Annotated in this window: 28 protein-coding genes and 5 pseudogenes; 22 read left to right on the top strand and 11 right to left on the bottom strand. The window is 68.7% G+C overall.

The window, feature by feature from the left end:
* Positions 1 to 27: 27 nt before the first annotated feature.
* Positions 28 to 504, bottom strand: a complete 477-nt coding sequence (locus tag AAFF41_RS00250; protein WP_343323178.1) for a helix-turn-helix domain-containing protein — start codon at positions 502 to 504, stop codon at positions 28 to 30.
* A gap of 187 nt (positions 505 to 691) precedes the next feature.
* Here AAFF41_RS00250 and AAFF41_RS51285 point away from each other — a divergent pair, with 187 nt between their 5' ends.
* Positions 692 to 1,027: a hypothetical protein gene (locus tag AAFF41_RS51285; RefSeq protein ID WP_425526085.1), complete on the top strand. Its 336-nt coding sequence runs from the start codon at positions 692 to 694 to the stop codon at positions 1,025 to 1,027.
* Between the two features lie 290 nt (positions 1,028 to 1,317).
* Complete coding sequence (locus AAFF41_RS00240; protein WP_343323177.1) at positions 1,318 to 1,872, top strand: hypothetical protein; 555 nt, start codon at positions 1,318 to 1,320, stop codon at positions 1,870 to 1,872.
* 185 nt (positions 1,873 to 2,057) lie between these two features.
* Here AAFF41_RS00240 and AAFF41_RS00235 read toward each other — a convergent pair.
* The 4 genes and pseudogenes from AAFF41_RS00235 to AAFF41_RS51280 form a co-directional block, all read right to left on the bottom strand.
* Positions 2,058 to 2,980 (bottom strand): IS5 family transposase gene (locus AAFF41_RS00235; protein WP_343323176.1). Its coding sequence is split into 2 segments (ribosomal slippage): positions 2,058 to 2,620 and positions 2,620 to 2,980, totalling 924 coding nucleotides; the frame shifts between segments, so codons are not numbered across the junction.
* 1,756 nt (positions 2,981 to 4,736) lie between these two features.
* The gene (locus tag AAFF41_RS00230) at positions 4,737 to 5,327 is read right to left on the bottom strand and encodes a hypothetical protein (RefSeq protein WP_343323175.1); all 591 of its coding nucleotides are present in this window, start codon (positions 5,325 to 5,327) and stop codon (positions 4,737 to 4,739) included.
* 16 nt (positions 5,328 to 5,343) lie between these two features.
* Positions 5,344 to 6,126 carry a hypothetical protein gene (locus tag AAFF41_RS00225; RefSeq protein WP_343323174.1) on the bottom strand — a complete coding sequence of 261 codons (783 nt, stop codon included), beginning with the start codon at positions 6,124 to 6,126 and terminating at the stop codon, positions 5,344 to 5,346.
* Positions 6,127 to 6,236: 110 nt separating this feature from the next.
* Positions 6,237 to 6,353 (bottom strand): annotated as a pseudogene (locus AAFF41_RS51280) (IS3-like element ISAar24 family transposase); the annotation flags it as partial.
* Between the two features lie 457 nt (positions 6,354 to 6,810).
* Here AAFF41_RS51280 and AAFF41_RS00220 point away from each other — a divergent pair.
* Entirely contained in the window at positions 6,811 to 7,509 is a 699-nt protein-coding gene (locus AAFF41_RS00220) for a hypothetical protein (RefSeq protein ID WP_343323173.1), read from the top strand.
* Between the two features lie 303 nt (positions 7,510 to 7,812).
* Here AAFF41_RS00220 and AAFF41_RS00215 read toward each other — a convergent pair whose 3' ends face one another.
* Positions 7,813 to 8,655, bottom strand: a complete 843-nt coding sequence (locus tag AAFF41_RS00215) for a hypothetical protein (protein WP_319752543.1) — start codon at positions 8,653 to 8,655, stop codon at positions 7,813 to 7,815.
* Positions 8,656 to 8,948: 293 nt separating this feature from the next.
* Between AAFF41_RS00215 and AAFF41_RS00210 the strand changes: the two genes are divergently transcribed.
* The 3 genes and pseudogenes from AAFF41_RS00210 to AAFF41_RS00200 form a co-directional block, all read left to right on the top strand.
* Positions 8,949 to 9,437: a S8 family serine peptidase gene (locus AAFF41_RS00210; protein WP_351523700.1), complete on the top strand. Its 489-nt coding sequence runs from the start codon at positions 8,949 to 8,951 to the stop codon at positions 9,435 to 9,437.
* A 570-nt stretch (positions 9,438 to 10,007) separates the two neighbouring features.
* A complete protein-coding gene (locus tag AAFF41_RS00205) occupies positions 10,008 to 10,880 on the top strand; it encodes a helix-turn-helix domain-containing protein (protein WP_343323172.1) in 873 nt (290 codons plus the stop codon).
* A gap of 398 nt (positions 10,881 to 11,278) precedes the next feature.
* Positions 11,279 to 11,542: pseudogene (locus tag AAFF41_RS00200) on the top strand (hypothetical protein); the annotation flags it as partial.
* Positions 11,543 to 12,046: 504 nt separating this feature from the next.
* Here AAFF41_RS00200 and AAFF41_RS00195 read toward each other — a convergent pair.
* Positions 12,047 to 12,309: pseudogene (locus AAFF41_RS00195) on the bottom strand (hypothetical protein).
* Positions 12,309 to 12,571, bottom strand: a pseudogene (locus AAFF41_RS51275) (hypothetical protein). Before AAFF41_RS51275 ends, AAFF41_RS00195 begins: the two co-directional pseudogenes overlap by 1 nt.
* Between AAFF41_RS51275 and AAFF41_RS00190 the strand changes: the two are divergent.
* The 3 genes and pseudogenes from AAFF41_RS00190 to AAFF41_RS00180 all read left to right on the top strand — a co-directional run.
* Positions 12,545 to 13,762, top strand: coding sequence for a PP2C family protein-serine/threonine phosphatase (locus AAFF41_RS00190; protein WP_415925987.1), 1,218 nt, complete (start codon positions 12,545 to 12,547; stop codon positions 13,760 to 13,762). The pseudogene AAFF41_RS51275 and the gene AAFF41_RS00190 overlap by 27 nt on opposite strands.
* Positions 13,763 to 14,630: 868 nt before the next feature.
* On the top strand, positions 14,631 to 14,975 hold the full coding sequence (locus AAFF41_RS00185) for a hypothetical protein (RefSeq protein ID WP_319752539.1): 345 nt from the start codon (positions 14,631 to 14,633) through the stop codon (positions 14,973 to 14,975).
* Positions 14,976 to 15,138: 163 nt separating this feature from the next.
* A pseudogene (locus tag AAFF41_RS00180) lies at positions 15,139 to 15,338 on the top strand (MmyB family transcriptional regulator); the annotation flags it as partial.
* 17 nt (positions 15,339 to 15,355) lie between these two features.
* Here AAFF41_RS00180 and AAFF41_RS00175 read toward each other — a convergent pair.
* Positions 15,356 to 16,054 (bottom strand): TetR/AcrR family transcriptional regulator, encoded by a 699-nt coding sequence (locus AAFF41_RS00175; RefSeq protein WP_060896725.1) that lies wholly within the window; start codon positions 16,052 to 16,054, stop codon positions 15,356 to 15,358.
* 166 nt (positions 16,055 to 16,220) lie between these two features.
* On the opposite strand from AAFF41_RS00175, the gene AAFF41_RS00170 reads away from it, so the two are divergent.
* The 12 genes from AAFF41_RS00170 (at position 16,221) to AAFF41_RS00115 (ending at position 23,704) form a co-directional block, all read left to right on the top strand.
* A complete protein-coding gene (locus AAFF41_RS00170) occupies positions 16,221 to 16,922 on the top strand; it encodes an SDR family NAD(P)-dependent oxidoreductase (protein ID WP_343323171.1) in 702 nt (233 codons plus the stop codon).
* A gap of 200 nt (positions 16,923 to 17,122) precedes the next feature.
* Positions 17,123 to 17,383, top strand: a complete 261-nt coding sequence (locus AAFF41_RS00165) for a DoxX family protein (protein ID WP_343323170.1) — start codon at positions 17,123 to 17,125, stop codon at positions 17,381 to 17,383.
* 89 nt (positions 17,384 to 17,472) lie between these two features.
* Entirely contained in the window at positions 17,473 to 17,805 is a 333-nt protein-coding gene (locus tag AAFF41_RS00160) for a hypothetical protein (protein WP_343323169.1), read from the top strand.
* A 66-nt stretch (positions 17,806 to 17,871) separates the two neighbouring features.
* Positions 17,872 to 18,549 carry an SDR family NAD(P)-dependent oxidoreductase gene (locus AAFF41_RS00155; RefSeq protein WP_343323168.1) on the top strand — a complete coding sequence of 226 codons (678 nt, stop codon included), beginning with the start codon at positions 17,872 to 17,874 and terminating at the stop codon, positions 18,547 to 18,549.
* A 181-nt stretch (positions 18,550 to 18,730) separates the two neighbouring features.
* Positions 18,731 to 18,931 (top strand): hypothetical protein, encoded by a 201-nt coding sequence (locus AAFF41_RS00150; RefSeq protein WP_319752534.1) that lies wholly within the window; start codon positions 18,731 to 18,733, stop codon positions 18,929 to 18,931.
* A complete protein-coding gene (locus AAFF41_RS00145; RefSeq protein WP_343323167.1) occupies positions 18,928 to 19,314 on the top strand; it encodes a winged helix-turn-helix transcriptional regulator in 387 nt (128 codons plus the stop codon). Before AAFF41_RS00150 ends, AAFF41_RS00145 begins: the two co-directional genes overlap by 4 nt.
* Positions 19,315 to 19,838: 524 nt before the next feature.
* Positions 19,839 to 20,195, top strand: a complete 357-nt coding sequence (locus tag AAFF41_RS00140; RefSeq protein WP_319752532.1) for a zinc ribbon domain-containing protein YjdM — start codon at positions 19,839 to 19,841, stop codon at positions 20,193 to 20,195.
* A gap of 159 nt (positions 20,196 to 20,354) precedes the next feature.
* The gene (locus tag AAFF41_RS00135) at positions 20,355 to 20,696 is read left to right on the top strand and encodes an ArsR/SmtB family transcription factor (protein WP_319752531.1); all 342 of its coding nucleotides are present in this window, start codon (positions 20,355 to 20,357) and stop codon (positions 20,694 to 20,696) included.
* Positions 20,693 to 22,426 (top strand): SulP family inorganic anion transporter, encoded by a 1,734-nt coding sequence (locus AAFF41_RS00130; protein ID WP_343323166.1) that lies wholly within the window; start codon positions 20,693 to 20,695, stop codon positions 22,424 to 22,426. The genes AAFF41_RS00135 and AAFF41_RS00130 overlap by 4 nt, the downstream gene beginning before the upstream one ends.
* Positions 22,423 to 22,830, top strand: a complete 408-nt coding sequence (locus AAFF41_RS00125) for a pyridoxamine 5'-phosphate oxidase family protein (protein ID WP_319752529.1) — start codon at positions 22,423 to 22,425, stop codon at positions 22,828 to 22,830. The genes AAFF41_RS00130 and AAFF41_RS00125 overlap by 4 nt, the downstream gene beginning before the upstream one ends.
* Positions 22,830 to 23,255 carry an ATP-binding protein gene (locus tag AAFF41_RS00120; RefSeq protein ID WP_054237178.1) on the top strand — a complete coding sequence of 142 codons (426 nt, stop codon included), beginning with the start codon at positions 22,830 to 22,832 and terminating at the stop codon, positions 23,253 to 23,255. Before AAFF41_RS00125 ends, AAFF41_RS00120 begins: the two co-directional genes overlap by 1 nt.
* 35 nt (positions 23,256 to 23,290) lie before the next feature.
* A complete protein-coding gene (locus tag AAFF41_RS00115; RefSeq protein WP_319752528.1) occupies positions 23,291 to 23,704 on the top strand; it encodes an STAS domain-containing protein in 414 nt (137 codons plus the stop codon).
* 11 nt (positions 23,705 to 23,715) lie between these two features.
* On the opposite strand, the gene AAFF41_RS00110 is transcribed toward AAFF41_RS00115, so the two are convergent.
* The gene (locus tag AAFF41_RS00110; RefSeq protein ID WP_343323165.1) at positions 23,716 to 24,510 is read right to left on the bottom strand and encodes a 2-phosphosulfolactate phosphatase; all 795 of its coding nucleotides are present in this window, start codon (positions 24,508 to 24,510) and stop codon (positions 23,716 to 23,718) included.
* Between the two features lie 33 nt (positions 24,511 to 24,543).
* Positions 24,544 to 24,723 (bottom strand): hypothetical protein, encoded by a 180-nt coding sequence (locus AAFF41_RS00105; protein ID WP_097288518.1) that lies wholly within the window; start codon positions 24,721 to 24,723, stop codon positions 24,544 to 24,546.
* Positions 24,724 to 24,936: 213 nt separating this feature from the next.
* Between AAFF41_RS00105 and AAFF41_RS00100 the strand changes: the two genes are divergently transcribed.
* A complete protein-coding gene (locus AAFF41_RS00100; protein ID WP_054228650.1) occupies positions 24,937 to 25,287 on the top strand; it encodes an ArsR/SmtB family transcription factor in 351 nt (116 codons plus the stop codon).
* Positions 25,288 to 25,521 lie beyond the last annotated feature (234 nt).

Genomic DNA, 25,521 nt, shown 5'->3' with positions numbered 1-25,521 from the left:
GTCCCAGCTCGTCGGCGCAGATCACCGTCACGTCGTCGGGCGGCTGGGTGTAGAGGCCGATGATCCTTGTCCTTTTGGGACGAAGTCCGGGTCCTTCGACCGCATCCACGACCGGGTGCGACGCCACCTCACCCCCTCGGCGAGCAGGATGCGGCGCACCTGCGAGCGGCCCACCTCAATCCCTTCGACCTGTGCTGCAGCGGCCAGAGAATCCAGCGTCCACTCGGCGGGTCCCGACTCGTCGAAGGCCCACAGTTCCCCGACGGGCTCCCACCGCAGCCGCCCCGGCGGGACGGTCTTGACCAGGGAAATGATCCGGGACCGCTCCTGCTCGGTGATCCGCCGCTTGCGGCCCTGCCCGCACAGATCCTCCAGCCCCTGCAGGCCGGCGCCGTTGAAGCGGTGCAGCCAGCAGCGAGCTGTTTTCTGGCTGCAGCCCAGCTCCACAGCGATCGCCGACACCCGCAGCCCCGACCAGCTCAACTCGATCATCCGGGCCCGCATCACCACATCCCGCGGCGCCTTCCGTGCCCGCGCCAGCCGGCGGACGACAGCCCGCTCATCCTCATCATGCTCCGGCCGTGCCCATAAAACCATCGCCCAGCACCCGCCCCCGAGCACCCGCAACTACCCCGCCACCAGGACATATACCCAGCCAAAGAGGAATCCAGCACTAGGTCCTGTCTGATAAATGATCAAGCTATGGGCGGGCGAAATCGTCGGCTGCGTGGCCACAACGGCAGCGGTAGCCCTGAAGGGTCAGGCCCTTCAAACGGACGCATCGGCGCGTGAAGGGCTGAGCCGCATGACCAGTGAAGCCGATGAACTGCGTGAGCGGGCAACGCGTCTGGCAGTCGAGGCCCGCTGGTACCTGGAACTTGACTGGTCCTGCCAGGGCCGCAGCGGCACGATCCGCGTCGACGATCCCGGCGGGCCGTTCGGGACAACGGCCATCGAGGGAATGCCGCACTACTGGTACAGCAGGAACGACGTGGGCGCGCATGCCTGGGTCCCGTACGCCGGATAGTCCGTCCGCCCCGTCGGCGAGCGGACCCGCACGGATCGGGGCGGCGGGCCGTTGCCGTCGTCACCGCGGCGCCCACGGCTCCGTCGTGAGCATTTCCGGAAACAGAATGGCCTGAAATATCACGGTGCGGCATGGACGCCTCTGACTCCATGCCGCAGAATCTAGCCCGTGGTCGGTCCGTGAAGATCGCGAACTTCTTTTCCTTGGGACGCTCGCCCTGCGGCAGGCGCCTTCAGTGGCACACGTTGCGCTCGGCCGTTCTCCGCTAATCAAGCGCTGCGCTGCGGCGGTTGACCACCGTGCTCAGTCTCCCCTCTCCAGATCGAGGTTGCATGCGCACTAAAATATTGGGCTGCCTGTTCGGCGTGGCCTCGATGACCGCTGTCGCGCTGATCGGCGCCCCCGGCGCTCAGGCCGCTCCGCCCACCACCTCCCACTCGGCCCACGCGGCCACCATCAGCGTGCCGGCCGGCGAGAACAGTGCGACCATGACGGTGGGCGGAAGCACAGTGACCGTCACCAGGTCAGCACCCTCCGTCGCCGTACTCACCTGCACCGTCAGCCCCGGCAAGCCGTACCACGGCGCTGCCGGCGTGACATCCACGGTCTGGGCCTACTGCAACAGCAACGCGGCCACACTGACGTTCGGGACGGCCCTGTACTTCTACGGATCCAACGTCAGCCAGAACAATGCGACCAAACACAACTGCACATCGTGCTATGTGACCGTTACGGCGCCCTATGAGGCCGGCCAATGGAAATCGGGCGCGATTCTTGGATACTTCGACAGCAGTGGGAACGGGCAGTTCACCGATGAGGCGTACAGCGCAACGGCGAGTCTGTAAAGAGCCGTTGTCGTACCGATCATGGAGCTTGTTGATCGAACGGGAGTCGCGTTCGGGTGATCGCCATGAGGGCGGCGTATGAAGGCAGGGCCTCCTGCATAGCTCGTGGATGTCGAAGCCCGAGCAGAGGTTCGGCTCATGTCACAGCTCGATGCGCTGGGTGTCCCGCAAACGGCGTTCACGGCTCAACCGCGCAGGCGGCGAAGTCTGTTCGCCCGGTGGTCACGGCAGCCGCGTAGCCACAAGATCAGCGAACACACCTGCAGTCCCGCCTGGTAACGGGTGGCAAGTTTGTCGAACCGTGTGGCGACGGCCCGGAACTGTTTGAGCCGGTTGAAGCAGCGTTCCACGACGTTCCGGTGCTTGTATGCCTCCCGATCGAAGGCGGGGCGGCGGCCGTCGGCACTGCCCTTTCGACGCCGGTTGCCGACCTGGTCGGAGCGTTCGGGGATTGTGGCCTTGATGCCACGATGCCTGAGCGCGGCCCGGATAGCCCGGGAGGAGTACGCCTTGTCGGCCAGCACCCGGTCAGGTCGGCGTCGGGGCCTGCCCATCCCGGACCGGGGAACGTAAATGGCGTTCAGGACTGCGTCGAACATCGTGGAGTCGTTGACGTTGCCCGGTGTCAGGACGATGGACAGCGGCAGGCCTCGTCCGTCGACGGCCAGGTGGACCTTGGTGGTCAGCCCTCCCCGGGATCGGCCGAGAGCCTGCCGCGCCGCCGAGCGTTGCGAATCCTCCAATTTGTACCCGCAAGGCTCCCCTTTTTGCGGGTGCCAGCGGCGTGCTGGTGGGCACGATTGATGGTGGAGTCCACCGACACGGTCCACTCGATGCGGCCCACCGCGTTATCGCGGACCTGCGCGTGCTCGAGCAACCTGGCCCATGTGCCATCGGCTTCCCAGCGGGCGAAGCGTTCGTAGGCAGTCTGCCACGGGCCGTACCACTCGGGCAGATCTCGCCACGGAGCACCGGTTCGCAGCCGCCACAGCACCCCGTCGATCACCTGCCGGTGATCCCGCCAGGGCTTACCCCGCCCATCCATCGCAGGAAGCAGCGGTCGTATTTGCTCCCACGCCGCATCCGTCAGTTCACCTCGACCAGCCACAAGATCAATTATCAGACACGGCCTAGCCGAGGCTGCGGGTCGCGCGGGGGCGGTCAGCGGCCGATGGGTCAACACCGGCCTGGCACAAGACGAATACATCGACTTCGTACGAGCCGGGCGCCCAGCACGTGAATCCTCCGACACGCAGCCCCCGATCTGACCAACGGTCGGGTCGTCGAACCTGGAAATTCACGGAACCGCGGTCAGAGCCGTTTTCAAAGATCCTCATCATGTGATCACTGTTCGGCTCACCTCCGCCTACGCGGGGAGGACGGCCCTGCCACCAGGGGGTGTGGCTGGGCGGCTGTGGAGGCTGGCTGACGACCAGGCTCTGCACGGACAAGATCTGCCACTTCGCGCATATGCCGGATCCGGACGCTCCCGATTCCTTGTGCGTCGGACGAGCTCGAGGACATCTGGAACGGGCAGCGCCGACCACCTCTCCATCAAGGCCGCCGTGACCGACTGGATGGCCCGCCGCGGTCTCAGGGGCGAGGCCAGCATCCTGCGGGATCCGATCGGTGAGATCAGGCTGGGCGCGCAGGTCACCGCCGAGCCCAGCGGGTACGAGCCGCTGCACTTCATCCTGGACAGTTCCGCCCTTCCCGAGCCTGGGGGTTTACACGCCGGCACTGTCCTCGGACCGGGGATCGATCCGGATCCGCGCATCCTGCGCGAGCAGGGCTACGTGCACCGGGTCCGCTGTGTGCCTGACGGAGCGCACCGCAAGGTGCAGATCGGCACCGAGCACAGCAACGGCACGTTCGACTGGTACGACTTCGTCTCCGACACGGTGGGGCTCAATCCCGACGGGTTGTCCACTCCCGCGGTGGTGGAGATCCGGCGCCGGCGCAGCGACATTGTGCCGATCGGCGTGTACGCACGCGATCTGACCGCAAAGCCCACCGTCCCGTCCCCGCACTTCGCCACAGCACCGGCCCAGCCGGTCGACCACACCGCGATCGAAGCGCTGCGCAAGACCCTTGCCGACCGCGCGAGCGTGACGCGCCTGCAGCACTGCCTGGACCTGCTGGAGGCGGCCACTCGGCAGGGAGCCACGGCAGAGGCGAACGACCTCATGCGGCAGGCCTCGGATGAGCTGCTGCGGCTGCGCCGCGGCGTGGGCGCTCAGATCCCCGTACCGGCCGTACGGTCCCGTTCCCGGAAGCCGAAACGGCTCCCAGTGCCGACGTCTGCCGTCGCCTCCGCTCAAGAGTCGGGCAGCGCCGCTGTGCGGCAGGGGCGCCGCCAGGAACGGCAGTCTCGCCGTACGGCGATCCGCCAGGCGCGGAACATCCTGGACCGCCTCACCCAGCCGGTTCCGCTCACCGATGCCGAAATCCCGGAATTGGTTCAGGAGCTGACCGAAGCGGTAGACCGCGCCGGGAACGGACTGACTCTCAGCGAGCAGCGCAGGGCGCGATCCTGGATCGAAAGGCCGGCTCAGCCGGAAGCGGCCCGCACCCCCTTCGAGCGCGAAGCCCTCATGCCGGAAAGCTTGCGCTCTGCCGCCACCGCCATTCGCGGGGCACTGAAGAAGACCGCCTGCGAGCAGACCACCACTACGTGGGCCACGCTGAAGCGCCAGCTCGGCTCGGCACTGCCGCGCATGACGGCCGACGAACGCTCCCGGTCGTCGCCCGGCCGGACTACGGCAGAGGGCCGCCGGGTGCGGAGGTTCGGCGTACGCCGGGCTGCGCGAGCCAGTCAACTGGGCTGTGACGCTGACGGGTTGGGCAACCGGCCCGGTTCGCGCTCAGCGGCGTCCGTGGCGGCGCTCGGCCCGGTTGCGGGGCGGGAGCGGTCGGGCGGACTCGGCCCGCTCCTCCTGCTCGCGCACCCGGCGCTCGTAGTCCTCGCGGGCGCCGATCTCGGCGGCGGTGCGGCGCGCGAGCGTCGGGGCGGCCCAGGTGCCGATCGCCCAGGCGACGGTGGCGGGCAGGACGGGCGCGAGGAGCAGCAGCGTCCAGCGGCCGCCGGCGGCCGAGGCGGCGTTCCTGCGCTGCCGGGAACGGTGCTCCCGCCATGCCTGTTCGGGGGTGGGGATCTCCACCGGTGCGCGCCGGGTGCGCACGAAACCCGCGACGAGGCTGAGCAGGCAGGCGACCGCCGTCACCGCGTACACCGCGGTACGTACGGAGCGGGGCACCCCCACCGCTTCCCAGAACCCCGCGTAGAAGGCGGTCACGACGAGGCCGGCGAACAGCAGCAGGGCGAGCTGGAAGCAGCCATGTGCGATCCGGCGCAGCCAGTACCCGGCGCCCCGGTCGAACCAGGTCGTGCCCAGGCGCGGAATCGCCGCCGGCTCCACCTGCTCCCCGGGGACGCCGTCCACCGTACTTTTCATGTCGTCCCCACCAACATCAGAAGATCTTGTGCCACAGCGCCTTGGACTTGTCGCCGATCCAGTGGCCGGTGCCAGTCACCGTACCTTCGCCCGTGTGCCACGCCTGGGCCCCGGAGTGGCCGATGCCGTACAGCGTGCCCACGACCGCGCCGTGGTCGTCCCAGTCCTCGCTCCAGTGCTCGTGGAGCAGCTTGTCGGCGACGGTTCCCACGCCGACGACGACCGCGCCGCCGACCGCGGCCGTGGCGACCACCCCGTCCACCGGGATCGAGGCCGCGAGACCGACACCGGCACCCAGGGCCACCAGGCCGCCGCCCACGTCGACGAGCACCGAGTGGCCCCAGGACCAGCCCTCGTCGTGGACCTGCTTGGCCTCCAGACCGCCCACGGCCACCGTGGCCGCGACGTCGATGACCGGGATCTCCTTGAGGAACCGGGGAGCGCCCTCGGCGAGTTCACTGCCGCGCAGGACGTCCGCCATCTTGTAGTTGAGGTACCGGTCGTACGGCACATGGGAGCTGCCGTTCTCCAGCCCGGCCAGCCGCCCTTCCAGGCTGTCGAGTTGGTCGGCGGCGGCCTGCCACTCCCCGCGCAGCTTGAACGCCTTGGGGAGGTTCGCGTCCGCCGTCCGGAACTTGGTCTCCTCGTCCTTCAGCGCGGACAGCGCCTTGTCGTGCTCCTCCTGGGCGTACTTGATGTCGTCGGCCATGTCCAGGCCGAGGGCCCGGTCGCCCTCCGCTCCAGCGGTCCACAGGCCGCGCAGGTAGTCGGCGACCACGATCTTGTCGCCCTTCTGCACGGCTCGCTGGGGTCGATCTTGGCGTAGAGCTGGCCGATGTGCTTGGCGGCGAGGAGCCGGGCACGCTGGGCCTGGTGCATCAGCTCCGTGTAGAGGGTGGTGTAGTCGTTGTTGGACAACGTGACCGGATGGATGCCGAGGTCGACGGCGGTCTGCTTCTGTTCTTTTCCTGCCCGCACCAACGCGATGGCCCGGGCGCGGAACTCAGCGGGGTAGGCGCGGGGCATGTCCGGCAGCCTTTCGTGAAGGCCGTCAGTTAGCCAGCAGAACTGGAACCTGAGAGGCGGGGCAGGTCAACCTGTCACCCAAACCTGCACCAGACCCGTCGGTAGGTGGCTGTGTCACTTCTCGTGGAGGTCGTTTCGACACGAGTTCGGGAGTCACTCACGGCGCTCCTGCTTGATCAATGTTGATGAGAATTGATGTCGCCTAGAGCGCGACAGGAGCCCCGTACTTGTTGCCGTGTTCCCACTTGTGAGAGCCTCTGCGAGGCCATGAGGCGCCTGGCGGAGCGTGCGCCGAGCGCAGGTGATGAGTACGTCCCAAGGAGAGTGACTGGGGGCGTGTGGAGGCTGTTTCGTGTGATGGGAGGCCAGCTGACGGGTGCTCTCTCTTTCATATTCATGCTGCTGGCGCTGGAGAACAAGACTGCAATTTTTGCGTCGCGACCACGACCATATGGGCATGACCTTCGCATTCTCGGATGCCGAGACCTTCCGTGCCCTCGAAGAGCGACTTGCGCACGTGCGCTGGATCGTCGGCGGCACGGGTGCCAGCAAGAGCACGCTGACCCGGTTACTGGCCGACCGGTATGACGTTGCGGTCTACCGAGGCGATCATGCAGAACGCGGCTGGCTCGACCGGTGCACTGCGCAACGCCACCCGCACCTTGCCGCCCCGCGGAACCTGCCGCCCGGAGCCATGTGGCACGACCGCACCCCGCACCAGGTGTTCCAGGCCATGCCGAGCCTGCACGGCGAAACCGTCGGCTTCGTCGTCGACGATCTCCTCGCCCTGTCTGACGACCGCATCATTCTGGTCGACTACTTCGGGATCCTGCCTCGTCACCTGGCACCGCTGCTGCGCCAACCGGACCAGGCCGCCTTGCTCCTTCCCACTCCCGCATTCAGGGAGAACGCACTTACCAACCGCTATGCGGATCCCGCTCGGACTCGGGCCAACTGGGGCAGCGAGGATCCGACAGACACCTTCACCAAACGCCTGGCCCGCGACGCTCTGTGGGACGAGGAAGTCCGCAGGCAGGCCCCGCTCCACGGTCTCGACACGACCGTGATCGACGGGACAGCCTCTGCGTGCGAGCTGGCGGACCGTATCGCCACTCGCTTCGGGCTGGCACCTGGGCAGCGAGCCTCTTCCAGCTGAAGCCTTCCACGGCGCAGGGTTCAACCGGCGGCAGCCGTGCCCTGATTGCCCGTCTGCGGGGGCGTCATGCGAGTCGAACTGATCCAACCCGCCGCCAGCGTTGCTCTTCGACCTGTCGGACCAGATGCCCGAGGAGATTATCGCGCTCATCGACGCGTCCACCGAGGACGCGGAGATGCGGGCTCCGGGCCTGGCGGCAGCGTTCGGTGAGTGGTGCTGACTCGTCTACACGGTCTACGGAGACGTGATCGAAGTACTGGACGTCGGCTGCGCTCAGTGAGTCCCTGCTCGGTCGCCTGGCTGTCACCGCGTATCGGGGCGGGACTCGTAGTGCAGGCTGTGGAAACGACCGTCCTTCTCGCGCCTTGCGGGGTCGCCTCCCAGCGCCCGTACCGCCTCGATCGCATACCGCTGTTCCCGCTCGTCGGTGAAGAGACGCTGCGGATAGGTGTGGGTGACGTCGACGGTGGTGCTCAGACCGTGCGCGGCCAGTGCCCGGACGATCGGGTGGTACGACACGGTCCGCAGAACGAACGCGCTGACCCACACCGGCCTTCTGACACTGGACAGCAGTGCGGTGAATGTGCGGGCGGTGATATAGCTGCCGCCGCCTGTCAGGGTGATGAGACCGACCTCGGCGAGCGCGCGCCTCAGACCGGGACTGGGTGAGCTCTGTTCCAGGTCGTCGGTGAAGGCGGTGTCCAGCAGTCCCACCCCGAGCGCGTACTGCACGGCGGGTGCAGCGATGTCCAGGCCGAAGACAGGTACTGCGTCCGGTCGGCGTCGCTCGGCATAGAACTCCTTGTCCCCTGCGGCGAGCTCTGCCGTCGACATCGTCTGGCAAGCAGGGGAGGTGTACCGCTCGTACATCTCCGCCAGCGTGACGTCGTGGTTGAGCAGCGCGGCGTTGATCCCGTACGAGCAGCACACGTCCAGCATGGCCGGCCTGCCGCGGTGTCCGTCGTCGAGCGCCGTCCGGTCGGTTGCTACCTGCCGGAAGACCGGCTGGGCATGATGTGGGATCTCGTACTCAAGCGGGGCCAGCCGCTGGAAGTACGCGCGGGGGTCCGGACGGTCGTAGATGTCGTCGAACCGCGATTTGCCGCCCGCCACACCGCCGGTACCGCCAGCGCCGGATTCGGCCATTTCCTACCTCTCCCTCCCGGAACATGGATTTACGTCCATCATGTCCTGCCTTCCGTGCCGGGGACGTCCGCCGCGCACGGCGCAGCACAGAGCACACCGGGTCGCGATTCAGCCGCTGACGACACCGCAGGGGGATTCTCCGTAACACCGCGATCGCCGCTCAGGCGCAATCCCTCACACTCCACGGCATCCCATGGTCAAACCGGACATTCGCGGACTACTCCGGGGCCCTCTCCGGTGCTCACCCCGGACGGGCTCGCCACGGCGGTGGTGGACGCGGTGGAGGCCGGGGCATGGATCGTCCATCTCAGTCTGGGGGGCGACGGCCACGCGCTGGCCCGCAGCCGTCCGCTGGACGACGCCTTCGACCATGCCAGGACACGCGGTGTTCTGGTCGTGGTGGCCGCCGGCAACCACGGGCATGTGGGCCCCGCTCCCCTGCTGACCCATCCCTGGGCCCTGCCGGTCACCGCCTGCGACCCGCTCGGCGGACCACTGCCCGGCGCCAACCTCGGCATCGGCATCGGCCGCTCCGGCCTGCGCGCGCCGGGCCTGCGGGTGCTCACCACCACACCGGGCTGCGGCTACAGCCGTTCAGTGGGACCAGCGCCGCCGCCCCCTTCGTCACCGGCACGGCAGCCCTCCTGTGGTCCACCGCACCCGACCTGCCCGCCGCCCGGATCCGGGCCGCCCTCTGCCTGCCCGGGACGGCTCGTCGAAGCATCGTGCCGCCTTTGCTGAACGCGTCGGCGAGCCTGCGGGCACTGGGCCGCGCTGCCTGAACCCGCAACGGATTTGGGTGCGGCTCTTCGTACTGATGACCGCTGTGGCCGACTTCAGCTATCGCAGTCGACCTGTAACACCGCTTACGGTGGGAGGCGCTGGCCACCTGCCGGAGATCACCGTTGGTGAGCAGTCACGACTCGCTCGGCCACTGGATGTGCTGGCGGCGCGGTGGCCCCTTTCGGTGGGCCGGGCGGCCGCTGCGGGCGCGGGGAGACGCTTTTACCGTGAGGGACAATTCGCGCCGCAGCAACGAGACGGTGCACCACCATCACGTACCCGTCGGCGCCGTCCTCCACCTGGCTCATTCCGATCATGACCTGGTGGTTTTCCTTGAAGCGGGCGGAGTGGTCGACCCGGAGAACGTGCTGGATGATCCGCCGCTCGTGCAGTGGTGGGGGCGGGCGCACCAGTGGCGCTGTCGGAAGCCGGGCTTGGAGGCATGTGACAGTGTCACTGGCCAGTTTGGATGCTCCTGAGCGCGACGGCATGGCACGTGATCAACAAGTCCGTTCTCGTGGGAGTCTGCGGGGCCAGGACGATGACGTGGAGCCGGAGGTACCCCGCCCGTGGCGGCGAGCATCAATCCCACCGTCAGGAGGCGCCGCCTGGGGGCTGAGCTGGGCCGGCTCCGTAAGGCCAGTGGGCTGACGAGCGCAGAAGCGGCTGAGCGGCTGATGGTCTCCCAGTCCAAGATCAGTCGCATGGAAAACGGCCGTCGCGCCATCAGTCTCCGCGATGTGCGCGACCTGTGCGCACTCTACGGAGTGACGGACCAGCAGGTCATCGACTTGCTGATGGAGCTGGCCAGGGATTCCGGGCAGCAGGGATGGTGGCATGCCTACGGCGACATTCCGGACAGCGTCTACGTCGGCCTGGAGACGGAGGCCGCCTCGATCCATGCCTACGAGCCCCTGGTAATTCCCGGTCTGTTGCAGACCCCCGCCTACGCGCATGCGGTCATCGGCGAAGCGGTTCCCCCGCTCACGGCTGAGCAGGCCGCCGCACGCCTGAAGGTGCGGCTGCGCCGGCAGCACCGGATCTACGATCCGGCCCGCCCGCTGCGCCTGTGGGTCGTCCTGGACGAGGCGGTCCTGCGCCGTGTCGTCGGATCTCACGACGTGATGCGTGAACAGCTGGAGTACCTGAACGCGTTCGGCGCGGAGCCGCACATCACCGTGCAGGTCCTCCCCTATGCGGTCGGGGCTCACCCAGGTCTGTCGGGACAGTTCTCCATCCTCCAGTCCACCGACGGCCCTGAGGCGGGGGTGGTGTACCTGGAGCGGTTCACCAGCGGCATCTATCTGGAGAAACCGTCCGACGTGCAGCACTACAGCGTGTTGTACGACCACCTCCAGACCCAGGCTCTCGACCCCGACAGCACCCGCCGGTTCATCACCAACGCCATCAAGTCGCACATCGGTGCGGCGAGCCGTCCCTGAGGCCCGCGCCCCTCGCAGCGACCGGCCACCTCTCCGCCGCGCAGGCCCGCGCCCACGCCGTGGTGCCGCTCGGACTCGCTCACTGACGGCGGCTCAGGCACGGCCCCCGGCAGGTTGTGCCTCGAGACCCACGACCGGTCGCCGAGTGCCGACTTCTGCATGCGAATTCCGAACGGACCTCGAGCTGTCCATCTCTTGTTCTTCGCAGGGAATCCCGGCCTTGAGGCCGGGCGGGAATGCGATCCTCGGTCTGGGGGCGCGAAGCGCCGGAGTTCTCTGCGCCTTTGTGGTGAGGGTCAGGCTGGGCGCTTCTGGTCCGTACGCTCGCCAGCCTTCACGCTACTCGGCTTCCCCTGCGGTCCGTACGGCCCTCGCTCAGCCGGTGCTGTGGACCCGAGTTCAGGAACCTGTGGGCGAAGACGGGCACGCCAGCCGGTGCACCGAAAGCCACCAGGCCCGGCCCCGGCCGCTCGCTTGGCTCGAAGAACCGACAACCCGCCACCCGCTACGACGTCGGACGAGTCCTCGCCACCGGCGAGTCCTACACCCGACCCGCGCGCCACAAGCAAGGAACCAAGCCCCGGCGCACTGGCGACACGACCCGCCCGACGCCTAATCCGGGGCGCGAAGCCGTCCCCGGATCCGGCATGCTGGCCCCGTGAACAGCAAGCTCAGAAAGGACGATGCCGCGTAATCGGCCGTCCCAAGTCCGCGCCGCCGGACGTCACCCGAGGCGACAGACGCATGGAACACCAACGCCTGGGTTGCCGCGTGGCTCCGGCAAGCTTGCCGGAGCGGTTTCCCGCCTCGAACACGATCGGCTCTGGCCTGGGGCGATAGCCCAGGCCTTGCAGCAGTGGTCACGAACAGCCCACCGCCCCAGTCGTGCTCTCTCCGGCGGTTGTGGTTGTCCTTTGTGTAACCCCTTCTACACAACCGACGAGCGGGGAGTTCTGGAAGCGGCAATGCACGCTCTTCCGCCACAGGCGGCGCGTGAACTGCGGCGTCTGGTGAAACCGCTCGACGATCTCTACATCGCCAAAACCTGGCCCGACCCCTTCGCCTCGCCCGACGACGGATGGTGGGTAAGACGCTGTTGGGGATAGACCTACGTCGATCGCTGCCCAGCACCGTTGCCTGCCCAGCGGAGTCGTTAGACGGCAAACTCAAGCCTCGATGTACGCGACGACCACCACACTGCGCAGTGCGGTGACGAAGTACAGGACGCGGACGCGTTCGATCTCGTCTGTGTACTGGCGCAGTTCGGGGTGGGTGGTGTCGCCGGGGATCGGTTCGCCGATCTCGGGTCGACGGAGATGGCGACCAGGGCGCGGTCCAGGGCGTGGATCTGGTGTTCGTCGGTGAGGTTCTCCAGCTGCTTCGCGGCGGAGTCGCTGAAGGCGATCTGAGCGCGGCGCCGTCCGGGCATCAGGCCACAGCCGGGCGCTGGGCTGCGAGGCGGGCAAGGTGGGCCTCGCGCAGTTCCTCCCACGGCGTGCACTCCTTGACCGCAGGTAGTCCGGGTCAGCGATGCGGGCGGCGATCTGACTGAATCGGGAGTCCGAGGTGGACCAGGTCGACGTACGGGCCTGCTCGGCATCGAGCTGCACGGCCGAGCTGACGTGAGAGAGGGCGGGATCGGTGTGAAACTGGGCACGGAAGGGGTGATCCCCGTGTCGGACCCACCGCACGCCTCCTCCGGTCCAGACACCGCCGTCGACGAGAATCGGCTGGAAGACCTGATCATCGAGGCGCAGACTGCCCTGCCAGTCGAACTGCCCGCCCTGGCGAACCGGTGCGCCTCCGCCCTCGGCCTGGACACCGCGTTGATCTACCTCGCCGACCTGCAACAACAGCTGCTCATCCCACTCGACGAGGCTCGGGAGCCGCTGCCGGTGGACCGCTCGTCGGCCGGCTGGGCGTACCGCACGGTCTCTCCGCGGGTGGCCGAGTCCGACGACGGCTTGATCCTCTGGATGCCTCTGGTCGATGGTGCGGAGCGGCTGGGCGTGCTGGCGGTGCGGACCGCCTCGCTCGACCGGGTGCGAATGCGCCGCAGCCGGATGCTGGCCCATCTGTTCGCCATGCTGATCACCTCCAAGCGCGCCTACAGCGACTGGCTCGCCGCCCGCACCCGCACTGCGACCATGCGGTTGCCCGCCGAGATGCTGCGGGCCTTCCTGCCACCCCGCACCATCGGCAGCAGCAGATGCGTATCGACCGCGGTCCTGGAACCGGCGTACGACGTCGCCGGCGACGCTTTCGACCACTCGGTGGTCAAGGACATCCTGCACACCATGATCCTCGACGCCATGGGTCACGATCTGACCGCCGGCCTGACCACGTCGGTCGCCATGGCGGCAGCGCGCAACGCCCGCCGGAGCGGCGCCGACCTGGCCGACGTCGTCGGCTCCGTCGACCAGGCGCTCGCCCAGTGGCTGCCCGACTCTTTCTGCACCGGCGTGCTGTGCCGGCTCGACGCCGAGACCGGGGTGCTGCGCTGGGTCAACTGCGGTCACCCCCCACCGCTGCTGATCCGTGCCGAGCGGGTGGTCGCCCGGGCGCTGGACAGCCTCCCACAGCCGCCGATCGGCCTGGCCGGCCCACTCGCCCCGGCAGCCCGGCAAGTCCACGAGGCGACCCTGGAACCGGGCGATTGCGTCCTGCTCTACACCGACGGCGTCGTGGAAGCTCGCGACGCGGACGGTGCGGAGTTCGGCCTTGACCGGTTCACTGACTTCATCATCCGCTCCTCCTCCGCCGGACAGCGCCCGGCAGAGGTGCTGCGACTGCTCATCCACGCCATCCTCGAATACCAGCGCAACCAACTGCGGGACGATGCCTCCATCCTGCTCTTCGAATGGCGTCCGCAGCACCGGTGACGCGGCAGTCGGTACGGGATGTCCCGTGCAACGGCGTCGCCGCGGCCCGGACATGCCCCTCACGCCAATCTTCTGCATCAGGCGAGTGTCCATCACTTTTTGTAGATCTGGCATGCACAATAAGTGATGATCCACCTTCCTCTCCGTGGACATGTCGGTGGGAGGTGGGTTCCTGCTGCTGTGGTCACCGTGGCAGGCCAGGGCGGTCGCCTCGTCATTCCCTCACCGGGGCGACCGCCTGCCGGCCCGACCTCCCTACCAGCGCATGCCGAGAGCATCGAGTTCCGCGGCACGTTCAAGTGCCCTCGCGGGCGTGGAACTGACGAGCCGCAGCGAGATGGCCGGCCCACCGGTCGGCTTGCGTGCGCGCAGGCGGCTGCTCCGCCTCGCGGGCGGGCTCAAGTCCCAGGACGCTGTCGAGCATCCACTGCTGCGCGGGCGTCAGCGCATCCCAGCCGACCCGCTGCGCCTCGTCCAGGTCCAGACGTCCTCTCCCTGCACGAGCACCTCGCCCGCCCGCACTGGCAGGGCCCCACAGGACCGGACGTGCGCGAAAGTGAGGTGGAAGCCGCGCTGCCAGGGCGGCCGGCCGTCGTCCTCGTGAGTCTGGCGCTGACGCTCGCCGCCGCGGCCGGGGCGTCCAGCGCCGCCACCAACACGGCCGCCGGCAGCCGACAGCACCGGCTGAGCGAGGGCCGTACGGACCGCCAGGGAAAGCCGAGCAGCGTGAAAGCTGGCGAGCGTACGCGGCCTGGTCCGGCTATAACGCGACCAGCGCCTGGTCATGGTTGCGTGACGGCGGGACCATCTCCGGCGCCACCGGCACGACCCGGACCCTGACCTCGGACGACTACACCCACAAGATGGCGTGCAAGGTCACGGCCAGCAACGGTGCGGGTTCGGCCAACTCCACGTCCCCGGCCATCAGGTCGCCGTCGGCCCTGCGGCGAAGGCCGCCAAGGCGCCCTCGCTCAACGGCACCGCCAAGATCGGTTACCGGCTGACGGCCGCACACGGCACCTGGTCGCCGACGGCCACCTCGTACTCCTACACCTGGAAACGCAACGGCAAGGCCATCGCCGGTGCCTCCAAGTCCACCTACATCGTGGTGAAGGCCGACAAGGGCCAGAAGATCACCGTGACGGTGACCGCCCACCACTACGGCTGGAGCGACGGGTCGGACACCACCACCGCACCGGTCACGGCGCGCTGAGGAACGCTTCGGGCGGTCGAGGCGTCAGCCGAGAACCGGACTCCCATGGCCGGGGGCGCCACGGCCCTCCTTCTCCGATGGGTGGAGGGCCCGGATGCGGTCGTCCTCCCACCCTTCCTCCGCACGGAGGTGAAGCAGCATCTCACCCGGTTCGCTGAGAAGGGGCACGAAGACCCTCAACCATCCGGTGGTCGGCGAGCTGATCCGGACTGGGACACCCTCACCGCCAGCACCGACCCCGACCAGAACCTGACCGTCTGGACCGCCGCGCCCGGCTCCGTCACCCGTGACCGGCTGTGTATCCTCGCCTCCTGGGCCGCCGACCAGAACGTGCACGTGCCGCCATCGCCCTCCGCCAGCTGACGGACGGGCTCAGGAGGTCAGCGGTTCTGCTCCGGCTTCCGGGCGGTGTCGCCCGCCGGGACGGCGCGGAGCATGGCCCTGTAGAGGTCGTCGTGCTCGGGCGAGGCGGGAAGGGGGGCCCGGGCCGGGGCCTCGAAGGACTGGATCATCAGGGCGACGACGCGTCGCCAGGCGTCCGGAGCGGCGTCGCCGCAGGCGTTGACGACGCCGAGGTTGGCCATGTGCAGCAGTACCAGATCCGAGGGGTCGAAGTCCTCGCGCAGCCGGCCCGTGGCCTTGGCGCGGCCGATGAGCCGCACCATGCCCTCGTACGCCTCGTTCCGGCGCTTCTCCATGGCCTTGGCGGTGGGGAAGGTCATGGTCAGGACGTCGGCGAAGCCGTTGTCGGCGGCCTGCATCGCGCAGGCGGCCTCGATGTAGCCGGTGAAACCGTGCCAGGGGTCGGGGTCTTCGAGGGCGGTGGCGACCGCGTCGGCGTAGGCGTCCATGCGGTCGGAGAAGACGGCTGCGACCAGCGCTTCCTTCGTGGGGAAGTGACGGAAGACGGTGGCGATTCCGACGCCTGTCTCGCGGGCCACGGAGGCCATGGAGGCGCCCAGGCCGTCGCGTCCGAACACGGTGCGCGCGGCAGCGAGGATTCGTCCCCGGTTGCGCTCGACGTCACTGCGCACAGGCTGGGCTGCGGGGGCGTCGGAGTGTTGGTCGCCAGGGTTCATGGGGGCAGTCTAGCAATCGGAAAGCCCTATCCATTTCGTGTGCTACGGTGGTTGCAGTGAACCGGAAAGGGCTATCCGGATCTCGAAACGGATAGCCCTTTCCGTGTCTCTCCGTCTCTTCAGCGCCGCTCGTGTCTCCTCGACGGCGTTCTACGAAAGGATCGCTGTGACCAGCATCGCCATTGTCGGAGCCGGCCCCCGGTTGGGTCTGGCCATCGCCCGTACCTTCGGTTCCCAGGGCTACGACGTCGCCCTGATTTCCCGCAACCGCACCAAGCTCGACGATCTCGTGGGCACCCTCACCGCCGAGGGCATCACCGCCGCCGCGTTCCCCGCGGACGTACTGGACCGCGACGCCCTCACCCAGGCGCTCAAGGACGCCGCAGCACAATTCGGTGGGATCGACGTCCTGGAATACTCCCCAGTGGGCACGTTCGGCATCACCACGCTGACTGCTCCGGCCGGAACCGAACCGTCCCATGTGGAGTTCGAGATGAACTTCCAGCTGTACGGGGCCATCGCTGCCACCAAGGCGGTGCTGCCTGTGATGCGCGAGGCCGGCGCGGGCACCCTGCTCTACACCACCGGGGCCGGCTCGATCTGGCCTGACCCGCGGGTCGCCAACGTCAACGCCGCCGCGGCGGCGCTGCGCAACTGGGCGATGAACCTGCACAAGGAACTGGTCGGCACCGGCATCCAGGCCGCCCACGTCGGCATCGACTCGTCGATCGGCGTCTCCGTCCTCCCTGGCGTCGAGGCGGCCCGGCCCGAGCAGATCTCACCGATGTACTGGGAGCTGCACACCACCAAGCGCGACGAGGCCGAGCTCGTCTTCAAGCTCGATGCCAAGGGCTTCCCCGGCGGCTGACACCGCACCAGACCAGTCCCTCGTCGAACCCTGATCGCGCCGCGGCCCGCCACGCCGCGTCGCGATCCCAGAAGAGGGCTTCCGCTCCGATGCACGTGTGCCTGTGGATCGTGCAGAGCCTGCTGACCGTGGCCTTCGCGGCCTCCGACGTCCTCAAGACCATCAAGTCCCGTGAGCAGCTCAGCCCACAGCTGTCATGAGTGAACGATGTCTCGGCTGCGGTGGTGCGCCTGATCGGCCTGGCCGAGTTCACCGCAGCCCTCGGGCTGATCCTCCCGGCCGCCCTCAACATCGCCACCGTACTCACGCCCCTGGCCGCCACGGGGCTTACGGTCATCGTGATCCCTGGCCATGGGCTTCCATGCCCGCCGCAAGGAGCCCTCGAGCATCGCGTTCAACGCGGTCCTGTTCATCCCCGCGGCCATCGTCATGTGGGGCCGCTTCGGGCCCAGGCTTTCTGACCGGCTCATCACGGGGCGCTGGTGGCCAACGGCCCCATGGCCGGCTCCATACCCGCCTTCGGTTCTTCTCCCCTCACAAGGAAACAGACATGACCACAGCCACCCACCTGTCAGACATCGACTCGATGTCGTTCGACCCCCACGCGGCACGTCTCGCCGAGGCGTTCAGAGACGCTCTGGTCCGCATGCGCGACGGAGAGGACCTGACCGTCGAGGACCTCGACACGGCAGCCGATCTGCTGCAGATGGTGCAGGCGACCAAAGGCGAGTCTCTGGCGGCTGAAGTCATGCCGCTGTTCAGGGAGGTCTTCCAGGGAGGTCGGGACGGCGGCACCAGCCTCGGAGAGCCAACGGTCCCTCTCGCATCCAGCCCGGCAACCGGCCGATCCGTCCTGACGAAGCCGGAACCCAGGTGGTGGTGACGGTATGGCAGCAAAGACCCCCAACCCCTCTTTGAAAGACCCCCACCCCGCTTCGAAAGGATCGCTGTGACCAGCATCGCCATTGTCGGAGCCGGCCCCCGGTTGGGTCTGGCCATCGCCCGTACCTTCGGTTCCCAGGGCTACGACGTCGCCCTGATCTCCCGCAACCGCACCAAGCTCGACGATCTCGTGGGCACCCTCACCGCCGAGGGCATCACCGCCGCCGCGTTCCCCGCGGACGTACTGGACCGCGACGCCCTCACCCAGGCGCTCAAGGACGCCGCAGCACAATTCGGTGGGATCGACGTCCTGGAATACTCCCCGCTGGCCGGGCTCGACACCAGCGCGATGACCACCCCGGCCGAGACCGATCTCGTGCACGTGCAGCACGAGATCGAGTTTCACCTCTACGGCGCCATCGCCGCCACCAAGGCGGTGCTGCCCGCGATGCGCGAGGCCGGCACCGGCACGCTGCTGTTCACCACTGGCGCGGGCTCCATGAACCCCCAACCGCCGACTGTCAATATCGACACAGCCACGGCCGCGCTGCGCAACTGGGCGATCAACCTGCACAAGGAGCTTGCCCACGCCGGCATCCAGGCCGCCCACATCGGCCTCGACGTGACGATCGGCACCCCCACCTTCTACGGCCAGCCGCAGGCCCCGGCCGACCAACTCGCGCCCATCTACTGGGACTTGCACACCACCAACCGGGACCAGGCCGAGCGAATATTCAGAGGCTGACCCATGACTGATCGTCCTGCCAGGCGCACGACGCCCCAAGCCGTCCCAGCATCTGCCCGCCGAGGAGGCGCCTGTGACGTACGCGTGCGACCGCGAGATCACACCGTGGCTTTCGCCACTCCCGAGCGGGCCACGTTCCGGCGTCCGGGCACTGCGCACGCCGGGTGCGGAGTCGGTTCGCATGTCGAACCGCCTTGCCACACGCACGAGTTGGGACCGCTGTCTTGGCGAGGGCGGCCGGGACACCGCCCATGGACCCCTCCACGCCGCACGCGCACGCGCACGCGCCGAGTATGTACTCGGAGGACCCATCTCCGAGTCGGCGCTCGACCCACGCATCCTCGACATGACCGCGGCACTGCGCCACGGCCTCGGCGTATGAATCGGCCGACGCGCCGGGCCCGCGACAGCGCAGCCCGTCACGATGCGGAGACCCGTACACAGGTCGACGAGGGCATCACACGCGTCTTCCAACTCCTCGGAAAGCGCTGGAACGGCCCCATCATGTCCGTGCTGATCACGGGACCGACGTACTTCGCCGACCTGTGCCGGGCGATCCCCGGAATCAGCGAGCGCATGCTCTCCAACCGCCTGACCGAGCTTGCCGCCACGGAACTCGTCGTGCGCGAGGTGGACAAGGGTCCGCCACTGCGGGTGTCCTACCGGCTAACGGAAGCGGGCGCGGCATTGGAGCCTGCGCTCAAGGAGCTCGCGCAGTGGGCGAGGGCCCATCTGCCGGAGCCGAGTCGACCGATCGGCTGCTGAACGTCCAGGGAGGCGGGAAAGCCGTCTCGCCCTAAGGTGTCGAAGAGGGGCGGCCCGGTCGGATGGTCCCGGGCCACCCTTCCTGATCTGTTACTTACCCAGAGCCGCGAGCGGAGACCCCCTCCTCTTGCTCCTCTTGCTCCTCTTGCCCATGCTGCGCAGGAGGGTCCAGTCGATCTTCGTGCGCCTGCGCAAGCCCGGCGACTTCCGCCGTGCGGAACAGGGCAGCGCCGGCGGTGGTGTTGGTGGGGGGTGCCCTTATCTCCTTCGTCGAGCTGTCGTGATGATGGCTGGCATGACGGATGAGGTTCAGGGCTTGGGTCGTGAGAGCCGCCGGGAACGCTGCGTCCGCTGACGAGAAGAGCATCGTTGAGGCTCCTCCACCCGCTTCGCCATCATCAAGACGTACGCGACAGCGCGGCCCACGAAAGCGGCACCGGGGTCACGAAGACTGCGGTGCCTGGCGACCAGCGTGGCCTTATCGTCCTGTCGGGACGGAGACCGAGGCCGGATACGCTGGCGGGGTGATCGAGAATCTTCCTCCCTGTCCGAAGTGCTCGTGTGAGTACACCTACGAGATGAACGCCCTGGTGGTGTGCCCGGAGTGCGGCCATGAATGGGTGGCCGCCGAGGGCGGCACGGATTCCGGCGCCCCCGCGGAGCGGATCGTCAAGGATGCCGTCGGCAATGTGCTGCAGGACGGCGACTCCGTGGTCGTGGTGAAGGCGCTCAAGGTCAAGGGCAGCCCCTCGGGGATCAAGGCCGGCACGAAGGTGCGCGGCATCCGACTGGTCGACGGAGTCGACGGGCACGACATCGACTGCAAGATCGACGGTTTCGGAGCGATGCAGCTGAAGTCGAGCGTGGTCAAGAAGGGCTGACCAGCCCGCCCCAGTCGCCGGGGCGGCCCGGCAGCAGTCTGATGCTGAATTGCAAAATTTCGCAATTGGTTAGATGCTGTCATTACTATGCCTGCAGGTAGTCGCGGGCGCAGTCTTCGCTTGCCCCGGGTGGGGCGCTGTCGGGGAAGTTGAGGAGTCGTGTCCGTTCCGCTGTACCAGGCCAAGGCCGAGTTCTTCCGGATGCTGGGGCATCCCGTACGGATACGGGTGCTGGAGCTGCTGCAGGACGGGCCGATGCCGGTTCGTGAGCTGCTGGCCGAGATCGAGGTGGAGCCCGCCAGCCTGTCGCAGCAACTGGCGGTATTGCGTCGCTCGGGCATCGTCACCTCCATACGCGAAGGCTCGACGGTGGTCTACGAACTGGCCAGCGGGGATGTCGCCGACCTGATGGGGGCCGCGCGCCGCATTCTGACCGAGCTGCTGGCAGGGAAGAACGAGCTGCTGGCAGAGCTGCGGGAAACCCAGGTCGCCGGGCGATGAGGCTCTCGTTCGGCCGGATCGGGGCCCGGCTCACTGCGTTGCTGCCGGGCCGTACGGACCTGGCGGAGATGCGGCGCGACCTGCGCCGGGACCTGCTGGCCGGCCTCACGGTGGCGATCGTCGCGCTGCCGCTCGCGCTCGGTTTCGGCGTCTCCTCCGGGCTGGGCGCGGAGGCGGGTCTGGCGACCGCGGTCATCGCCGGCGCGCTGGCCGCGGTGTTCGGTGGTTCGAATCTGCAGGTGTCCGGACCGACGGGCGCGATGACGGTCGTGCTGGTGCCGATCGTTGCCGAGCACGGGCCGTCCGGGGTGCTCACCGTCGGGCTGATGGCGGGCGTGATGCTCGTCGCGCTCGCCCTGCTTCGGGCCGGGAAGTACATGCAGTACGTGCCCGCCCCGGTCGTCGAAGGCTTCACGCTCGGCATCGCCTGCGTGATCGGACTGCAGCAGATCCCGAATGCCCTCGGGGTGCCCAAGCCGGAGGGCGACCGTGTCCTCGTGGTGACCTGGCGCGCCCTGGAGGCGTTCACGAAAGACCCGAACTGGACCGCCGTCGCCTTCGCCCTCGCGGTAGCCGCCGTCATGGTCGTCGGCGCTCGCTGGCGGCCCGCGATCCCCTTCTCCATCCTCGCGGTGATCGCGGCCACCATCGTTGCCCAGGTAGCCGGCCTGCACGCGGCAAAGCCGATCGGGGACCTGCCGTCCGGCCTGCCCGCGCCGTCCCTCGCCTTCCTCGACGTCGGCGCACTCGGCTCGCTGCTCGCTCCAGCGGTCGCTGTGGCGGCGCTGGCCGCGCTGGAGTCGCTGCTGTCGGCATCGGTGGCCGATGGCATGACGGTCGGCCAGAAGCACGACCCGGACCGCGAGCTGTTCGGGCAAGGCCTGGCCAACATCGCCGCCCCGCTGTTCGGCGGGGTACCCGCGACCGGCGCGATCGCGCGGACCGCGGTCAACGTCCGTACCGGCGCCGGGTCCCGGCTGGCGGCCCTCACCCACGCCGCGATCCTCGCCGTGATCGTCTTTGCTGCCGCGCCCCTCGTCTCCAGGATCCCGCTCGCCGCGCTCGCCGGCGTGCTCCTGGCTACTGCTGTCCGGATGGTCGAGGTCGGCTCGCTCAAGGCGATGGCGAAGGCCACCCGCTCAGATGCCCTGATCCTCGTATTGACCGCCCTGGCCACCCTCGCCCTCGACCTCGTCTACGCCGTGATCCTCGGCCTGATGGTCGCGGGCACGCTCGCCCTGCGCGCCGTGGCCAAACAGGCGCGCCTGGACCAGGTTCCCCTCGACCGTGGGGACCACAGCGCGGAGGAGCACGCGCTGCTCGCCGAGCACATCGTCGCGTACCGGATCGACGGGCCGCTGTTCTTCGCCGCCGCCCACCGCTTCCTGCTGGAGCTGGCCGAGGTCGCCGACGTACGCGTCGTCATCCTGCGCATGTCCCGCGTGAGCACCATCGACGCCACCGGCGCCCTGGTCCTCAAGGACGCGGTGGAGAAGCTCAACCGGCGCGGCATCGCTGTTCTGACCTCCGGAATACGCCCCAGCCAGCGTCAGGTCCTGGACTCCGTGGGCGCATTGGAGCTGCTGCGACGGGAGGGACGCGAGTACGCCACCACGCCGGAGGCGATCCAGGGCGCGCGCACCTACCTGGAATGCGCCGGTGTCATACCGCTCCACCCCGCCCAGATGTCCTGGCCCATCAGCGAGGAAACAGAGGAAACCGTCGGATGAGCACTCCCCCCGCATCCCTGCGCATGGTCGAGGTCTCGGGTGCCGAGGCCCTGTGGTTGCTCGAGGGCAGTGCGCTGGGACGGCTGGTGTACGCGCAGCGGGACCTGACCGTCCTGCGCCCGGGCCGGCACACCTGGGAGTACGGCCGCCTGGTGGTGCGCACCCCGGCACCTGCCGCTGCGGTCCCCGCCACGGCGACCTACCAGGTGGACGAGGTCCGCGCGGCGACCGGTACCGGCTGGAGCGTCACGGTCGCCGGGCCGGTCGACGTGATCACCGAGCCTGACGAGGCCGCCCACTACCAGCGCACCCTCGCCGGCTGGAGCCACGGCCCGCACGACACCCTGCTGCGCCTGAACCCCAAGACGGTGACCGGTTTCCGCCTCGCCCGCGCGGAGGCGTGATGAGCACTCGGCTCGAAACCCTGCCCTACCGGCATGTCCTCACGCTGCCGACGATGCCGTCCGCGGTCCGCATGGCCCGGGAAACCGCCGAGCAGGCGCTGGCCGAGTGGGGTATCAGCCTGCGTCACCCCAGCGTCGATCCGGCCCTGCTGATCCTCGGTGAACTGGTCACCAACACCGTCCGGCATGCCGCCGACCTCTCCCCGCAGCTGACCGTCATCTACGCGGCGGGCAAGGACTGTCTGGCTTTCGCCGTCCATGACCGTCACCCCTACCAGCCGGCGTTGTACGGCGCGGTCACCCAAACCGGTGGCGGCGGTCTGGGCACGGTCATGGAGCTCACCCTCGGCCTGGGCGGCACGGCCGTCGTACGGAGTGATGCCGACGGCCAGGGCAAAAGCATCTGGATCACCCTCCCCCTCTGAATCGCCAGGCTGACCGCGCAAGGAAGTTGACGCACATGACCATCGAGTGGCGCTACACCGTCGAGCAGGACCTCGGCATCCTGTCCGTCTCCGGATACCTGGGCCCGGACGCCGTCCACCGCTTCACCGGTGCCGTTGGCTGGGCGCTGGCCCGGGGCACCGGTCCGGTCATCGTCGACCTCACCGGACTGCGCGGCTGGTCGGCCGAGGGGCAGCTGGCGATCACCGAGGCCGCGCGCCGTCTCGCCGCATCGGGCCGCAGCCTGGAACTGGCCGCGATCCCCGCCGACGGATCTCTCGTCCCCGGCGGAGACTGCCCGCTCATCCCCGTGCACGCCGACCTGGCTGGCGCGCTCGCCGCACACAGCACACGGCACGACGAGCCGCCGCAGGGCCGCCCCGAGTGGCAGACGACAGGGCAGCCGACCGGAGACCAGCATCGGGCCTGATCCCGCCGGGCTCAGCCGGGGGAGAAGGCTCCGTCCCCATCCCGTACGGGCACGGCAGCGCAGATGTCCCCTTCCGTGGCGATGGCCACGTCCTGGACGAAGCCTCTTGCTGCCAGCTCCCGCCCGGAGACACCGGCGGCGACCGCGCGGGTGAGATCGGCGGTGCCCTCGTAGGCCGCTCTCGCGGCGGCTGCCTCGGCGGACAGCGGTCCCGCGCCCTGGGCGTGCAGGTCGGAGATGAGGCCGCCGGCGCCCAGCAGGTCCTCCAACGCGGGGCGCAGGCTGCCGTCCGGCCATCGCTCGCCCGCTGCGATCACGGCGACCGGATGCGCGGGCGAGCCGTAGCCGCGGCCCGCGAGCCAGCTGCCGACCGCGGTGATGTTGCGCAGACAGGCGGCGACCACTCGCACGTGAGGCGGTGCGGCCGCGGCGATGGCCGCGCCGTGCGGGGACGGCAGCACCAGGCGCGCGACGAACGGGGCGCGGCCCATGTGGGCCGGTGAGAGGGACCAGGGACTGTCGGGCGTCACGGCGTGGCGGGCGACGGCCAGCCGTGCTCCGGATTGCCGCGCGTAGACGGCGGCGGCCTTCTCTGATGCGGCCCGCTCGGCCGTGGTGGCGGGGCCGTCCGGCAGCCTGAACGGGAGAACCCGGATGCCCCTCTCGGCGGCGATGCTCACCGCCGTGGTGAAGGACAGCACGTCAACGACGATCAGACAGGCAGCCTCTCCGGCGAGGCGCCCCGCGCCGGCGGGTCCCCACTCGAAGCGGATCCCGGTGCCGGACTGAACCGTCCAGTCACCCATGGTCCATCCCCCCGTGGCGGAGCCGCGTGCGGGTCAGCTCCGGCCGCCGTCCGACGCGGTGGCCCGGCCGCCGAAGGACAGCTTCAGCATGCGGGCCTCGCCGCACCGCGGGCACTGCCCGTCCGGGCCGACGGCGGTGGGCCGGCACTTGAGGCGGCAGGCGGGGCACTTGAACCAGGCGACGCCCGCGCCACGCAGCGGAATGATTCTCACGCCAGCCTCCTTCACATCACATATGGAGTTGCTAATCTTAGCAATTGCTGAGGTCGCACTGCTGGATTCGGGCGGCTCGGTTCTCGTGCGCGGATTCGGCTGGGCCGCTGTCGCACGCGAGGATGGCCACATGTGTTTGACGAGTGGGTTGATGGGATGCGCCGAGGACGGCCTGGTGCGGCCGTGCTGCCGTACCGGGGAGGCGACGACACGATGAGTACGCCGCTGTACCAACTGAAGGCCGAGTTCTTCAAGACGCTCGGCCACCCGGCGCGCATCCGGGTCCTGGAGCTGCTGAGCGAGCGCGAGCACGCGGTCGCGGAGATGCTCCCGGAGGTAGGGATCGAAGCAGCGCATCTGTCGCAGCAGCTCGCGGTGCTGCGGAGGGCGAACCTGGTGGTGACCCGTAAAGAGGGATCGACGGTGTATTACTCGCTGACCAGCCCGTATATCGCCGAGCTGCTCAGGGTCGCCCGCACCATCCTGTCCGGCGTGCTCGCCGGACAAGCCGAGCTCCTCGCCGATCTGCAGGCCGCCCAGACCCAGGCGAAACCGCCGTCGTGACGGCGACCCTCAACCGGCGGCCGCTTCCCGGGACTGACAGCGCTCTGTGGTAGCGGGAGGCGGCCGCTTCACCCCCGAGTGACGTGTCTCGCCATCCACCCCGGTCACGGCCCCCAGCCAAGCGAGAAAGTCTTCAAGCTGTGTTTCAGGGCAGTGCGCCGGATGGGAGGCAGGGGTGGCGGCGCAAGAGAAGAACGACCACCCGCCAGCTCCTTTGATCCACAGCTTCACTGT

The sequence above is a fragment of the Streptomyces mirabilis genome, from assembly GCF_039503195.1.
Lineage (GTDB): Bacteria > Actinomycetota > Actinomycetes > Streptomycetales > Streptomycetaceae > Streptomyces > Streptomyces mirabilis_D.
Note: the sequence above shows the minus strand (reverse complement) of the source record. Positions and strands in the feature narration are given on the sequence as shown.

What these genes read in the sequence shown, in the direction of transcription:
- AAFF41_RS00250 (WP_343323178.1), bottom strand. Translation starts at nt 504, where the DNA reads ATGCGGGCCCGGATGATCGAGTTGAGCTGGTCGGGGCTGCGGGTGTCG.
- AAFF41_RS51285 (WP_425526085.1), top strand. Translation starts at nt 692, where the DNA reads ATGATCAAGCTATGGGCGGGCGAAATCGTCGGCTGCGTGGCCACAACG.
- AAFF41_RS00230 (WP_343323175.1), bottom strand. Translation starts at nt 5,327, where the DNA reads ATGAAAAGTACGGTGGACGGCGTCCCCGGGGAGCAGGTGGAGCCGGCG.
- AAFF41_RS00220 (WP_343323173.1), top strand. Translation starts at nt 6,811, where the DNA reads ATGACCTTCGCATTCTCGGATGCCGAGACCTTCCGTGCCCTCGAAGAG.
- AAFF41_RS00215 (WP_319752543.1), bottom strand. Translation starts at nt 8,655, where the DNA reads ATGGCCGAATCCGGCGCTGGCGGTACCGGCGGTGTGGCGGGCGGCAAA.
- AAFF41_RS00210 (WP_351523700.1), top strand. Translation starts at nt 8,949, where the DNA reads ATGGATCGTCCATCTCAGTCTGGGGGGCGACGGCCACGCGCTGGCCCG.
- AAFF41_RS00175 (WP_060896725.1), bottom strand. Translation starts at nt 16,054, where the DNA reads ATGAACCCTGGCGACCAACACTCCGACGCCCCCGCAGCCCAGCCTGTG.
- AAFF41_RS00160 (WP_343323169.1), top strand. Translation starts at nt 17,473, where the DNA reads ATGACCACAGCCACCCACCTGTCAGACATCGACTCGATGTCGTTCGAC.
- AAFF41_RS00150 (WP_319752534.1), top strand. Translation starts at nt 18,731, where the DNA reads ATGTCGAACCGCCTTGCCACACGCACGAGTTGGGACCGCTGTCTTGGC.
- AAFF41_RS00145 (WP_343323167.1), top strand. Translation starts at nt 18,928, where the DNA reads ATGAATCGGCCGACGCGCCGGGCCCGCGACAGCGCAGCCCGTCACGAT.
- AAFF41_RS00130 (WP_343323166.1), top strand. Translation starts at nt 20,693, where the DNA reads ATGAGGCTCTCGTTCGGCCGGATCGGGGCCCGGCTCACTGCGTTGCTG.
- AAFF41_RS00125 (WP_319752529.1), top strand. Translation starts at nt 22,423, where the DNA reads ATGAGCACTCCCCCCGCATCCCTGCGCATGGTCGAGGTCTCGGGTGCC.
- AAFF41_RS00120 (WP_054237178.1), top strand. Translation starts at nt 22,830, where the DNA reads ATGAGCACTCGGCTCGAAACCCTGCCCTACCGGCATGTCCTCACGCTG.
- AAFF41_RS00115 (WP_319752528.1), top strand. Translation starts at nt 23,291, where the DNA reads ATGACCATCGAGTGGCGCTACACCGTCGAGCAGGACCTCGGCATCCTG.
- AAFF41_RS00110 (WP_343323165.1), bottom strand. Translation starts at nt 24,510, where the DNA reads ATGGGTGACTGGACGGTTCAGTCCGGCACCGGGATCCGCTTCGAGTGG.
- AAFF41_RS00100 (WP_054228650.1), top strand. Translation starts at nt 24,937, where the DNA reads ATGAGTACGCCGCTGTACCAACTGAAGGCCGAGTTCTTCAAGACGCTC.